The following is a 12,287-nucleotide window of genomic DNA, read 5'->3' on the forward strand; positions in this document are numbered from 1 at the left end:
AAGCAAGCATGACGCGGTGCATAACCTTAGCCGCTTGCTGTACCGATTGTTGGCACATCGCATCAAGCCAGATCGTCCTTACGTCCGGTTCGATTGACCCGGCCTTCGGCCCTCAATACTGTACGCATATACAGTTTTGAGGTCTGTGCCATGCCCGTGCATTTCCTGGGGCCCGCTGCTCCGTCCACCATTGCCCTGCCGTTTTTCAGCTTCTGCGTGCCCGCCAGCTTTCCCAGCCCGGCGCAGGACCATATGGAGGGGACGCTCTCGCTCGATGAGCTGATGAACATCCGCGCGCCGCACACCTACCTGGCGCGCGCAGACGGCGACAGCATGATTCACGTCGGTATTTTCGACCGGGACATACTCATCATCGATCGCGGGCGCGAAGCGGAGAAAGGCGAGATCGTCATCGCAGCGCTCAACAACGAGCCGCTGGTGAAGATCTTCGACCGGCAGGGCGAACAGATCATCCTGCGCTCGGCCAACCCCAAGTTTCCCCCGCGCTACCTGCTTGAAAGCGAAGAGCTCTACGTCTGGGGCGTGGTGCCCTTCAGTGTGCGTTTCCATGGCAAATACTGAGCGCGTACTGGCGCTGATCGACTGCAACTCGTTCTACGCCGCTTGCGAGCGCGTCTTCCGCGCGGACCTGCGTACCACGCCCATCGTCGTACTCTCCAATAACGACGGCTGTGTGATCGCTCGCTCAGCGGAAGCCAAAGCCCTCGGCATCAAGATGGGCGCGCCATATTTCAAGGTCCGCTGTGATCTGGAGCGCTGGGGCGTCGTGGTGTTTTCCAGCAACTACGCGCTCTACGGCGACATGAGCGAGCGCGTGATGACGGTGATCGAACAGCGCGTGCCGGCCGTCGAGGTGTATTCCATCGATAAGAATAAGTTGCATGCTGTGGACGTCCAAAGTTAGATGGCGCCCCCATGGACATTCACCCTTGTTCTTACTGAGATTTCGCTTGGCTACCGTCGAACACATTCACTTCATTCCGCATGACCTTTCTGTCACTGACGATCTGGTTACCTACTCGCTTAACAGCGCACGTGTAGTGATCGAAGGCCTACCGCAAATATTCTGGGAAGACGGTTTGCCCTGGAGAGAGGCCAACCTCTGGGGGATGGAGCGAGTCACCAATGGCGAGGCACTGCTTAAGACCGTTTCTAGCAACCTTAACGGGTTGCTGAACTACGCGAAATTCTTGGAGAGTCGCGGGCTTCAATGGTTTGAGTTTCCGTCTCGTAAAGCTGATCGGTGCCTTGTTCAGTACCGTGGAGCCCTTATCAAGGCTCGGGATGCCGGTCACATCAGCCCGGCTACGGCTTCCGAGTACATGCGTAACTGCATCAGTTTCTACAGGTGGGTTAGGAGACGTGGGCTGCTGTCGCCAGTATTGCCACTGTGGAAGGACAAGCGTTTCCTCATCAAATACTTCGACCAAGTGGGCTTTGAGCGAACCCTGGCTGGTACTACTACCGATTTGGGTATCCCCAACCGCAAGCGCATTGGGATCACTTTGGAAGGTGGGCTACTCCCTGTCTCTTCATCTGACCGGGACTTGATCCTCGACTTCGCAAAATGTAACGCCTCACCTGAGCTTTACCTGATGCTAGCTCTAGGCTTTTTCACGGGCATGCGACTGGGAACGATCTGTGACCTTCGTATTGAGACGTTGGAGCGCGCGATACCTGATCCGTCTGCTGAAGGTTTGCTTCTGATACCGGTTGGGCCAGGTGCGTCCCCGCCTGTGCATACCAAATTTGGAGTAACTGGCCAGGTATGGATTCCCGAAGTTTTGTGTTCAGAAGTCTTGGAATACACCAAGGGACTTCGCAGGTGGACGCGCGAGTCATCTGCTGCTGGTGAGAATCGAAACCTAGTGTTCCTGACTCGTTTCGGAAACCCATACGGACGGCGCAACAGCGATCAGTCTTCTGCCATAAACGTTGAGATGTCATCGCTTAGAAAATTCGGTATCGCGGCTGGCATCAAGGCGCTTAGGAAATTCCGCTTCCACCAATCCCGGTGCACCTTTGCGACTGAGCTAACTAAGCTCGCTTTAGCAAATTGCGCTGATGTAGCGGTAGTGATTGCGACCGTTGGCAACGCACTGCTTCACGGTCGGAACTCGGAAGCGACAACCTTCAAATACATCAAATTTGTGCAGGCCGCCCCCGCTAAGCAGGCCATTGCGAACAGCTTCATGACAGCGTTTACGGGTATCGCTTCGAGGCAGGGAGCGAGCAATGAGTGATCTGACGCCTTTTGACCTGACGTTTCCAATGCTTGAGTACGCCAAAAACGAGACGCCTTGGGATCTGGCACCGCTTTTGTACTGCGGTGGTGCAGGGGCAAAGGTAAAAACTGTACGCAGTGAAATCACATCAGGTGCTTTCGGTGAACCTCTGTTGGAGCGCTGGGAGTTGGTGAAAGAACTCCATGATCGTTTGACCGATGACCTTGCCGGCGGAGGAAGCCGCTTTTCGGCGAATAACAAGGTCGGGGCGTTGAGGAAGTTTTTCCAGTGGGTGGATGAGTGCCGGCGTTCGTTGAGTATTGATACGGTCGAGGGAGCATACCTTGGGTGGGCTGAACATCTTCTACAGCGTCACCGCGTGGAGGGTTATCTAACTGCGGGATCGTTATACGACGTGGCAAGTTTGACCGCCACGATGCTCGACCGAGTTCTAGGCCGAAGCTCGACGCTCCTGTACAGCACTCGAATTCGCAAACCCAGAGGCACCGCAAAGCTCATTAATAGGGGGGCTGATAAGCAAAGTTTAGAGGAGAGCTTTTCATTCGGGCAGCTAATTGCAGACGTTTGTACGGCCCTAACCTATGAGGCTGTGACGGGGCCACTTCCCATCCCAGTTAAATTGCGGTCGGGTTCGACGCTAGCTATCTGGTGCCGCCTGCGCGATCCAGAGAAGGACGCGTCACGCCGAATTCGACCTCAAACCAAATACCAGATTGCGGGCATCCTTCGAAACCGCGATCTTCGCAATTCTGACCTTTCAATCGAGACTCGATACCCGGCAGTGAATGTTCGAATCGAAGCTGAGCTGCTTATGTTCATTGCACAAACCGGCATGAATTTATCGCAGGCGCATCAGCTTCGGATCGATCAATACCACTACACGAGCCACCTTGATGGTTACCAAGTCAGGTCTTACAAAAATCGCCGTCAGGGTGAAGTGCTGTTTGAGGTTTTCTCAAGCTACAGGCAGTGGTTCGAACGCTACATTGAGTGGCGAAATACGTGGTTTCCAGACGATCTGGAGGGGCTTCTTTTTCCTCTCGTCCGTCCTGGTGGGCGTCTGGTTTTAGCAGCCCCTCAGTTCACAGCCATCGCGCGCATCTGCACCGATTCCAATGTTCGATTTGTTCGACCTCGTAAGCTTCGGGGGGCGCGCATTAATTGGCTTTTACGTGAGTCGCAACGCCCTGAACTGGTAGCGGAAATCGCGCAGCACACAGTTGAAACTTTAATCCGCGTGTACGCAGAGCCCAATCCGCAAATTGCGATGATTGAAATCACTCGATTTCACCGGCAAGCAGATCCCGTCATTTGCTCACCCGCTCCAGGTGCTTGTGTGACGCCTACGCCGGAAACGGTCATAGATGCTCCGAATAATGCTCCCAACCCCGATTGTACTAACGCTGCTGGTTGCCTTTTCTGCGTCAATCATCGGGATATTGAAAGCGAGGATCACGTCTGGTCTCTGAGCAGTTTGCGAGTGCTTAAAAGTTTAGAGCTGATGAGGTATCGCCCGGCTAATACGGATAGAGCTGGCGAGGCTGACCATCCTGCGATGCTTGCAGTCGAGCGTCTGAGTGCGAAGCTACGGTTTTTTCAAGAAAGCAGTGAAGTGCGTCGGCTTTGGGTGAAAGAGGCGCTGGCTCGCATAGCTGAGGAAAACTACCACCCGGCATGGGACGGATTTATTCGGCTTGCAGAAATTACGGGTGGGCCATCTCTATGAATATGCTCGCCTCATTGGGACTTTCAATCGAGTCGCCTCTCGCTATTCCTGGGGCACCTAATTTCCGTCCTGAAAGCTGGCCCCCACCACCAGACTGGCCGGTTGTAATTGATGCACAGGGCAAGGTTATTAGTCGCTGGGGCGATCCAATTTGGAGGCTTGACCCATGGGCCAAGCGACCGTTGACGCTGAATTTTGGGGATGGCCCAGCTACCAAGGTAGCGGCGCCCATTTGTTCAGCTAACGCCAACTTGCTTCGTATTATCACAGGCTGGTGGTTATACGGCCCGTACGGCGCTCGTGGCTACAGATCTCTTAAGACGCGTTTCGATCAGATGCGGCGACTGTTTGTGCTTTGCGAAGAGGCAGGGATACTTGCCAGCGAAATAAGCCACTTTCCGCGCGTAATCGAAAAAATCCCAGCCTTTCTTCACACGTCAAGAAAGACCGAGTTTCTAACGTTAATGCATGAGCTTTACGCGTCCCGTGGGGTCGTAGGGTTTACGTTGCTGGACTCGGGCTCCATAACCCGTCTGGCTGCACTTTTCCCACCTCATCATACGGTTCAAACACCGTACATTCCTCCGCGTATTTGGAAGTATCAACTCACCAGGCTACGAGAGTGCCTTGACGATTTCTTATCTCACCGAGAACAGGTTGAGGCTTGTTACAGGTTCTGCATCGCCGCTTACGAACATAATCAGCGAGCATCGGAAAGAGCGTTGTGCCAAAACGCACCGCCATTTTGCGGCCATATCATGCAGTTGTCGGGGGCCAAAACGGGACTTCGTTTTCTGGGGAAGTTTGCAGACACCGCGAAACGTTTCGGCATTTTTGAGCTGCTTACGCGTTGGGTGGGCCGTACTGACGTCTTGCAAATAAGAGCGCTGACTAGCTATCTCAAACTGGTCAACCGCGTTGGCCTAGCTTACATCCTTAATTTCAGTCTCATGCGGGTCGAGGAGGCTTGGGATCTCCGATCCGGATGCCTAGACGTTGAGCACGACAAGAGTTTCGGCGACATTTTTTTGCTACGCGGGCAGACGACAAAAACGCTGTCTGATAGCGACGCGATGTGGGTCACATCCCCATCTGTGGAGGTCGCTGTGCGGGCGATGGATGTGATTTCTCTGTTTCGCTCATTGCACGCATCTCACGGACAAACGAGAGGTCTTGCTAGCCGATATTTGACTGACTCTTATTGCGAGCCATGGACTCCGTTGCGCAAAAAAGGTGATCACTCTCTGAGACCAACCATTCCGCCATATGCCGATCTTGTGGGGCAGTACCACAAGCTCTTTGACCTAGAACGTTTGCGAATCACGACTGAGGATTTGAGATTGGCCCGGCTAGCTACCCCCACACTGCCGGAGGACTACCAAGTGGGAGCTGTGTGGCCGCTGGCATGGCATCAGTTACGTAGAACTGGTGCGGTCAACATGCAAGCTTCCGGGCTCGTGAGTGACGCTTCGCTTCAGTATCAGCTCAAACACATTACGCGAGCGATGAGTCTTTATTACGGACAAAATCATTCGCGAATTCGTCTGGAGGAAAAGGCTCACACCCTCTACGTACGTACGATGTACGAGGCGCTTGGAAGAGAGCTACAGCAGCTTACGAGTGAGCGTTTTATCAGTCCCCATGGAGATAAGCGTAAGGCTGAAATCGTTCGGCTGATCTCACCTGACGATGCAAAGAAAATGATCGGTTTGGCGAAGAAGGGCGCGGTCACATGTCGCCAGATCCTGCTTGGCGTTTGTTCAAGTCGTGAGCCCTGTCCGTATGGTGGAGTCGACAATATTGCCCATTGCGGGGGCGGTGATTCAGAGGACGCAAAACCTTGCCCTGATGTGTTGTACGACTCGGGGAGGTTGGATGCGGTCGATGAACTTGAACATATTCTCAAAGAGAGGCTTGCTACTGCTCAGCATGGAAGCCCGTTAATGGAGTCGTTGATGGCTCAACAGCGAAGCATAGAGAGCTTCCGACGTGTCATGGGGGATGCAAATGGACATTGAACTCACTGCTCGTCGCAGCGCGGCTGATCAATACCGCGACGCTTTCGAACGCCTGAAGCTCAATAGGCCGCAACTACTGCCGAAGGGGACACCAGTCACTCAGAACAACGTGGCCAGAGAGGCGGGGAGTGATCCGTCAGCGCTCAAGAAGTCTCGTTTCCCCAGCCTCATCGCTGAGATAAAGAATTACTTGGAACAGCATTCAGAGGAACGGCCTCCTTCGTTGAACCAGGTGCATCTCCTGAATCGTCAGAAAAGCCGAACCTTGCGTGATCGAAATGAGCAAATTTCCCGGCAGCGCGATCAGCTGGCAAGCTTATTGAGTGAAGCAGACGCGAAAATCGTAGAGCTGTATGGCCGTATCGCTGAGCTTGAGGCGCAGCTGCCTGCGTCCAACATAATTTCGCTAGATCCGCGCGGGCCCAGAAAGCTCTAGAAAAACGGCTCGTACGAGCCGTTTTTCTAGTCGTTTCGTCAGCCCGTGTTGCCTCAAGCACTCAATCACGATACTGTATATATAAACAGTATCATTGGTTGAATTCTATGTCGATTGACTATTTCCGGCACATCGATGCTTCAGGGAAACCCCTTCCCCTGTACTCATTTACCGTACCTGCCGGGTTTCCTTCGCCAGCGCAAGATCACATCGAGCGGGAAATATCGTTAGACGAGCTTCTAGGGCTGCGTTTACCTCAAGTTTTCCTCGCTAGAGTTGGCGGCGATAGCATGAAAGATGTTGGGATTTTCGATGGCGATTTGGTCGTCGTAGACCGAGCTATCGAGGCTAAGCCTGGCTTAATAGTCATCGCTGCACTAAACAACGAGCCGCTGATCAAGACGCTTTTCAAGGACGGTGATCAGTTCGTCCTTCGCTCCGAAAACGCCACGTACGCTCCCAGATATGTTCTTGAGAGCGATGAGCTGCTTATCTGGGGAGTGGTTCTCTACAGCATCCGCAGTCACACCAATGCACGAGCCTAAACCGTGCTTTGCCCTAGTGGATTGCAACAGCTTTTATGCGAGCTGCGAGCGTGTATTTCGGCCAGATTTGGCTCGTGTTCCCATCGTGGTTTTAAGCAATAACGATGGTTGTGTGATTGCTCGTAGCGCCGACGCAAAGCCTTTCATCAAGATGGGTGAGCCCTATTTTCAGATTAAGGAAAAGCTCGTACAGCATGGGATTGTGGCGTTCTCTAGCAACTACGCCCTCTACGGAGATTTGAGCCAACGAGTGATGACTGTTATTGAAAGTCTGGTCGTAAAATCGACGTCATACAGCATTGACGAAGCATTTTGTGATCTAAGCGGAATGACTGTGCCGTTGGAGCAGTTGGGCCGCCAAATACGCTCGAAGGTGCTTCGTTACACCGGCATTCCCGTGGGGGTAGGTATCGCCGGCACTAAGACCCTGGCCAAGCTCGCAAACCATGCAGCAAAGCGCTGGCAACGCCAAACCGGCGGTGTCGTAGACATCACCGACTCGGTTCGCCGGGACAAGCTGCTGAAGGTCTGTGATGTGAGCGACGTATGGGGAGTTGGTAGGAAGATGACCGAGCACCTCAAGGGAATGGGTATCAACAGTGCCTGGGACTTGGCCAAGGCCGATCCCTGGACTTTACGTAAGCGGTTCAGTGTGTTGGTCGAGAAAACCGCTAGAGAGCTTCAAGGTGTTCCCTGCCTTAAAATGGACGAGATAGATCCGCCGAAACAGGAAATTTGTTGTAGCCGAATGTTCGGAGCACGTCTTACTGCTATCGAACCACTCCGAGAGGCGGTCGCCACATATGCAGCCAGGGCCTGTGAAAAGCTAAGGGCGCAAAACTCTCTCTGCAAGAAGGTACGGGTGAGCATACGTACTGGCATGTTCAATCCCGACGAGCCCAAATTCGCTCGCGGTGTTATCTGTGAGCTTCCATATCCAACGGACGACACGCGGGTCATCACAAAAGCCGCAGTTGCGGCCTTAAGCGAGTTGTTTCAGGAAGGATTCAAATTCAGCAAGGCGGAGATACTGTTGATGGATCTCCGGCAGCCGAACGAGTTCACCGCCGATTTATTCGCTCCGGCGCAATCGAAGGGTGACGGACGTGTGATGCATGTTTTTGATGAGATCAATGCCAAGTGGGGGCGGGGAACGTTGAGAACGGGGCGCGTCCCTGTTACGCCGGAGTGGGGTATGAGACGAGAGCTGAAAAGTCCGAGCTTTACAACGAGACTGGACGAGCTTTGGACGGTGAGATAGCCGTGCCGAAGGCTATTCAACTAGCTTTCGAGGCCGTCAGCTACTTACGCTACCAGCCTGAGTGCTTACGTTCAGGGCAAATCGGGCAGCACCAGTTGCGCCTCAGCGAAGAAGAAGTCGAATGACCGACCACGAAAAGCTATCGCTGGAAGTGCTGGATAACGAAACCAAGAGCGGCGCGTTTGCGCTGGTGATTTTGAAGATGCTTAAGTCGGCGGGCGGGCTTGGAGCAAAGCAACGGAGTTGGTTGACTCGACGCTTTTTGGCGCCTGTATCAATCAGGTGGGCTGCAGCTCTTCTACCTGGGGAAGCAAGTAGGACGGATCGCAGGACAGCTCAACTGCGATGCGGTAAAGCTTCTCGACGGTGATGTTTACTTCGCCTCGTTCGATTCGCCCCATGTAGCTGCGGTCAAGGCTGCAGGCCAGCGCGAGTGCATCCTGAGAAATGTGGCAGATTTTTCTCTGCGCGCGGATGCGTTCCCCTAACGCTTTCGCCAAATTTTCCATAACCGTCTCAATTCCACTTGAGACGGCACTATCGTGCGTTTGCGGACGCACGAGCCACGGACTATAATCCGCATTTTCCTGCTATTACTCTTCTGGTGCCTCAATGAAATCGGCCTCGTTCTTCTTTGACAGGCGTCTGTATGGGTTGCTTCAGGAGGAAGGCCGCACAAAGTTCACCACCCGTGAGTTGCGCGATGCTTATGCCAAAAGTCTGGAGGGCAAAAATTTTCGTGTCGCCGATGTGCGCCGCTATGTGTATGAGCAGATCCGTCGATTACTACGCACGGGCTGGGTCGTGCCTGATGAGGATCGCCGTGTTCGAGGGCAGATCTACCATCTGCAGCCAATTCCGGCACATCTGCAACTGGAGCTGATTGACAACGGTTTTGAGAACATCCTCAAGACTATCGAAGTGCCAGAGCAAGAACCTGCAGCGAAAGATTTGCGGGCTTCGCCTCTTAAATCTGCAGCCAATACGGATCAGCGGTTGGAGGCGCTCCACAAGGAGATCCGCTTGGAATTTCTCACTTCAATGGGCGAGGCGGAGCGATTCAAGTTGCTTCTGGACGAGATGCCACATTTGCGGGACGAGGTTGAAGGCGAGTACCTGGAGGCCAGAGATCGCAGTTCTCGTCTTCTGGGGCATCTGCGCGCCATCGAAAAGACCCTCAAAACGCTCGCCGCACCACGATGAGCAGATCGCTGCGCAGCTGGCAGAGCAGCTGCATCACTAAAGCGCTGGAGCACTTCACCGTCACGCCGCACTTCTTCTGCCAGGCAACGCCGGGAGCCGGGAAGACGCGTATGGCGGCAGAACTGGCTCGCCGACTGCTTGAGCAGGACAGAATCGACTTGGTGATGTGCTTTGCGCCGTCCTGCCAGGTCGTTGATGGCTTTCGTTCGACCTTTGCTACGGTGCTTGGCAAGCGTCTGGATGGTCAGATAGGTGCCGTGGGTGCAGCATTTACTTATCAGGCCATGGAACACCGAGATGAGAGGTTCTGGCAGCTTCTCGATGATTACCGTGTGCTCGTAGTGTTCGATGAAATACACCATTGTGCTGGTCACGATCCGCTGCTCAGCAATGCATGGGGGCAGCAAGTACTGCACCGTATACAGGATCGCGCTGCCTTCACGCTGGCCTTGTCTGGTACGCCCTGGCGTTCGGACGATAAGGCCATCGCCCTGGCGCGCTACTCATCACCCGAAGGGCATCTGATCTGTGATTATCGCTACGGTTTGAAAGAGGCCATTGGCGACGGCGTATGCCGATCTCCTCGCATTGTGTTGCTAGATAATCAGAAGGTGAAACTTACGGAGGAGCTTGGTGCTGATAGCTCCGTGAGGTTGTTTCCCAGCATCGCCAAACTGTTGGACGAGTCACTCGTGACCTATGAGGAACTGCTGCGTCATGACGAGGTGATCAATCCGATCCTTGACCTAGGCTGCAGCAAGCTCAATGAGCTACGCCAGATCAAGCCTGATGCAGCCGGTTTGGTGGTGGCCACCGATATTGAACACGCTCAGCAAGTTGCCCTAGCTCTGGAGGCAATAGGTGAAGAGTGCCGTGTCGTAACCAACAAAACCCCGGAGGCACAACAGGTGATTAATGCATTCCGGAGCAGCGGTTGCCGCTGGATTGTCGCCGTGGGCATGATCAGCGAAGGCACCGACATCCCGCGCCTGCAAGTTTGCTGCTATCTCAGTCGTATCCGCACCGAGCTGCATTATCGGCAAGTACTTGGACGGGTGCTTCGGCGCACAGGTGAATCTGATCACCAAGCATGGCTATTCATGCTGGCAGAACCAAAACTGCAGGGCTTTGCGGAGCGAATAGCAAATGACCTGCCGGATGACTTGGCGGTATTGAATGAAGTACGGATTTCGATATCGACCCCAGATTTGGACCCTGACTTGATTGTTACAGCCGGCCATATCGATGGGATGGATGGTGCAGCCTTAAGTCGGGCTGGTCAGGCTATTGATTCGGGGGCAACGAACACAATTTCGCTAGCTGATTTTGCAGCTGAGCCAGCTTATCAGGTCAGCTTTTCTCAACATTATAGGCAGCAGTTGTTGGCTTGTTTTTGATGTTGCGCCGCATAGCCCGAGTAGTGGAAGCGTGTGGGTTGTGTGTGAACGTTCGCGTCATTGGCTCGGCAAATCATTGACGGCGAGCACGTGGATCAAAGTGCAGGCAAAAGTAATCGTGGTCGCAGGCCGGAGGTCATTAAATGACAGATACACGCATCAAAATAATCAGCGACTTCCTATCAAGTGAAAGCGAGGAAATACATAGCGCCTCTGACGATGAGGCAGCTGGCATCGCGCTGGCTCAAGAGCTGTGCCCTGGAAAAGCATACTGTTCAGTGAGACGATGGATTGTCGTCGATCTCGATATTTCAGATGACAAAAAGGCGCTGGTTACAGAGCAGGGTTTTCAGCCAATCGTTCTGTATGCCCACACCGTGGTAACAGATAGTGCTCGTCGATTTTCTCCAGGCGATTGGGTCAGAAGCACGCTCCTGGTCGATCGAAAAAGTAACTGCCTTTTTGAAACCCAAAATAGCGTTTACATCCTCTTGGGCACAGGAACCCGGAAGACAGCAGAACCAGCTGTAGTTGCCAGCATATTTTGATGAGCTGCGGAGACATCATGACTATGCCGGTCGAACGCACTGCCGCACTTATGGAGGTGCGCCGATTCCTTAACAGTCTGACAGTCTGACAGCCAGCAGCGAGGTCAGCGATGAGATAAAACGCCAGGCTACGCGCTCTGCGTCATTACCCTTCTGCAAGAGAGGTGGATATGCTCGCAGAGAAAGAGGAATACATCCGTAGAATGGGTGGAACCGTTCCAGCTCACCTGCTCATTACCGCCAAGCTGGATGAAACTGGTCGTATTCAGAAGCTGATTGAGGAAGATTGTAAAATCATAACTGATCCAGCACATGGAACTACCAATAGAGCCAACACTTCTTTGCTGACTCAGCAAACTCTTCAGGAACCGCCTCGCGCTGTCACGCTTCATTCCAATCCGCGGCCCAAGTTCTGCAAGGTCACCTCTTGGCCGACTACTGTCAGACGCTTCGGGCCGGACTCGGCCAGAGTTAGGCACTGGTAAAGGGCTACTCCCGACCAATTTCTGACCGCTGCGATGGTCCGCACCGGCTAAGATCTGAAGTTCTCGTAGTGGCTAGAGCAGTCTGTTCTTGAGTGTGAGGGCATCTAGGGGCGGTTCATGAAGGATCGTAGTCACGATGAGTCAATGATAGAGCTTTTTAAGGCCGATCCGATTTATGCGGCTGAGCTGCTGGCTGAGGTTGTTCTTAATGGTAACGGGGACGAGTTGGCGATCTTGGAGCGGCAGCTATCGGCTGCTTTTGACACTCGTGGCGCTGCCCGGCCTTTTGAGCGGGTTTAGTGGTGTATGGCATTTTTCATGGTTTATATTTTCCATTTTATTTAGTCGCTGTTTTATAAGGGTTTCTTATAATTATAGATAATAGAGTGGGAGTGAGTAGG

General features: G+C 53.4%; 12 protein-coding genes and 1 pseudogene. 12 read left to right on the forward strand and 1 reads right to left on the reverse strand.

Annotated elements, in window-relative coordinates; genetic code table 11:
• The first annotated feature begins 150 nt into the window (after nt 1–150).
• The 8 genes and pseudogenes from CXK96_RS07075 (at nt 151) to umuC (ending at nt 8,253) form a co-directional block, all read left to right on the forward strand.
• On the forward strand, nt 151–582 hold the full coding sequence (locus tag CXK96_RS07075) for a LexA family protein (RefSeq protein WP_102835769.1): 432 nt from the start codon (nt 151–153) through the stop codon (nt 580–582).
• Nucleotides 569–892, forward strand: a pseudogene (locus tag CXK96_RS07080) (DNA polymerase V subunit UmuC); the annotation flags it as partial. The gene CXK96_RS07075 and the pseudogene CXK96_RS07080, both read left to right, overlap by 14 nt.
• Nucleotides 893–950: 58 nt before the next feature.
• Nucleotides 951–2,264, forward strand: a complete 1,314-nt coding sequence (locus CXK96_RS07085; protein WP_102835771.1) for a site-specific integrase — start codon at nt 951–953, stop codon at nt 2,262–2,264.
• Nucleotides 2,257–3,993 (forward strand): integrase, encoded by a 1,737-nt coding sequence (locus CXK96_RS07090; RefSeq protein WP_102835772.1) that lies wholly within the window; start codon nt 2,257–2,259, stop codon nt 3,991–3,993. Before CXK96_RS07085 ends, CXK96_RS07090 begins: the two co-directional genes overlap by 8 nt.
• Nucleotides 3,990–6,011: a hypothetical protein gene (locus CXK96_RS20920; RefSeq protein WP_256061587.1), complete on the forward strand. Its 2,022-nt coding sequence runs from the start codon at nt 3,990–3,992 to the stop codon at nt 6,009–6,011. The genes CXK96_RS07090 and CXK96_RS20920 overlap by 4 nt, the downstream gene beginning before the upstream one ends.
• Entirely contained in the window at nt 6,001–6,447 is a 447-nt protein-coding gene (locus CXK96_RS07100; protein WP_102835774.1) for a hypothetical protein, read from the forward strand. The genes CXK96_RS20920 and CXK96_RS07100 overlap by 11 nt, the downstream gene beginning before the upstream one ends.
• 107 nt (nt 6,448–6,554) lie before the next feature.
• Complete coding sequence (locus CXK96_RS07105) at nt 6,555–6,992, forward strand: LexA family protein (protein ID WP_102835775.1); 438 nt, start codon at nt 6,555–6,557, stop codon at nt 6,990–6,992.
• Nucleotides 6,979–8,253: a translesion error-prone DNA polymerase V subunit UmuC gene (gene umuC, locus CXK96_RS07110; RefSeq protein WP_102835776.1), complete on the forward strand. Its 1,275-nt coding sequence runs from the start codon at nt 6,979–6,981 to the stop codon at nt 8,251–8,253. The genes CXK96_RS07105 and umuC overlap by 14 nt, the downstream gene beginning before the upstream one ends.
• 278 nt (nt 8,254–8,531) lie before the next feature.
• On the opposite strand, the gene CXK96_RS07115 is transcribed toward umuC, so the two are convergent.
• Nucleotides 8,532–8,762: a helix-turn-helix domain-containing protein gene (locus CXK96_RS07115; protein WP_102835777.1), complete on the reverse strand. Its 231-nt coding sequence runs from the start codon at nt 8,760–8,762 to the stop codon at nt 8,532–8,534.
• 103 nt (nt 8,763–8,865) lie between these two features.
• On the opposite strand from CXK96_RS07115, the gene CXK96_RS07120 reads away from it, so the two are divergent.
• From CXK96_RS07120 to CXK96_RS07135, 4 genes are all read left to right on the forward strand, one after another.
• Nucleotides 8,866–9,456, forward strand: coding sequence for a hypothetical protein (locus CXK96_RS07120; RefSeq protein WP_102835778.1), 591 nt, complete (start codon nt 8,866–8,868; stop codon nt 9,454–9,456).
• On the forward strand, nt 9,453–10,853 hold the full coding sequence (locus CXK96_RS07125; RefSeq protein ID WP_102835779.1) for a DEAD/DEAH box helicase: 1,401 nt from the start codon (nt 9,453–9,455) through the stop codon (nt 10,851–10,853). Before CXK96_RS07120 ends, CXK96_RS07125 begins: the two co-directional genes overlap by 4 nt.
• Nucleotides 10,854–10,996: 143 nt before the next feature.
• Nucleotides 10,997–11,401: a DUF6957 family protein gene (locus CXK96_RS20630; RefSeq protein ID WP_146030698.1), complete on the forward strand. Its 405-nt coding sequence runs from the start codon at nt 10,997–10,999 to the stop codon at nt 11,399–11,401.
• Nucleotides 11,402–12,003: 602 nt separating this feature from the next.
• On the forward strand, nt 12,004–12,186 hold the full coding sequence (locus tag CXK96_RS07135; protein WP_102835781.1) for a hypothetical protein: 183 nt from the start codon (nt 12,004–12,006) through the stop codon (nt 12,184–12,186).
• Nucleotides 12,187–12,287 lie beyond the last annotated feature (101 nt).

Origin of the sequence: Stutzerimonas stutzeri, assembly GCF_002890895.1 — a bacterium.
In the GTDB taxonomy this organism is placed as follows: domain Bacteria; phylum Pseudomonadota; class Gammaproteobacteria; order Pseudomonadales; family Pseudomonadaceae; genus Stutzerimonas; species Stutzerimonas stutzeri_AB.

What these genes read in the sequence shown, in the direction of transcription:
- CXK96_RS07075 (WP_102835769.1), top strand. Translation starts at nt 151, where the DNA reads ATGCCCGTGCATTTCCTGGGGCCCGCTGCTCCGTCCACCATTGCCCTG.
- CXK96_RS07115 (WP_102835777.1), bottom strand. Translation starts at nt 8,762, where the DNA reads ATGGAAAATTTGGCGAAAGCGTTAGGGGAACGCATCCGCGCGCAGAGA.
- CXK96_RS07090 (WP_102835772.1), top strand. Translation starts at nt 2,257, where the DNA reads ATGAGTGATCTGACGCCTTTTGACCTGACGTTTCCAATGCTTGAGTAC.
- umuC (WP_102835776.1), top strand. Translation starts at nt 6,979, where the DNA reads ATGCACGAGCCTAAACCGTGCTTTGCCCTAGTGGATTGCAACAGCTTT.
- CXK96_RS07105 (WP_102835775.1), top strand. Translation starts at nt 6,555, where the DNA reads ATGTCGATTGACTATTTCCGGCACATCGATGCTTCAGGGAAACCCCTT.
- CXK96_RS20630 (WP_146030698.1), top strand. Translation starts at nt 10,997, where the DNA reads ATGACAGATACACGCATCAAAATAATCAGCGACTTCCTATCAAGTGAA.
- CXK96_RS07120 (WP_102835778.1), top strand. Translation starts at nt 8,866, where the DNA reads ATGAAATCGGCCTCGTTCTTCTTTGACAGGCGTCTGTATGGGTTGCTT.
- CXK96_RS07125 (WP_102835779.1), top strand. Translation starts at nt 9,453, where the DNA reads ATGAGCAGATCGCTGCGCAGCTGGCAGAGCAGCTGCATCACTAAAGCG.
- CXK96_RS07135 (WP_102835781.1), top strand. Translation starts at nt 12,004, where the DNA reads ATGAAGGATCGTAGTCACGATGAGTCAATGATAGAGCTTTTTAAGGCC.
- CXK96_RS07100 (WP_102835774.1), top strand. Translation starts at nt 6,001, where the DNA reads ATGGACATTGAACTCACTGCTCGTCGCAGCGCGGCTGATCAATACCGC.
- CXK96_RS20920 (WP_256061587.1), top strand. Translation starts at nt 3,990, where the DNA reads ATGAATATGCTCGCCTCATTGGGACTTTCAATCGAGTCGCCTCTCGCT.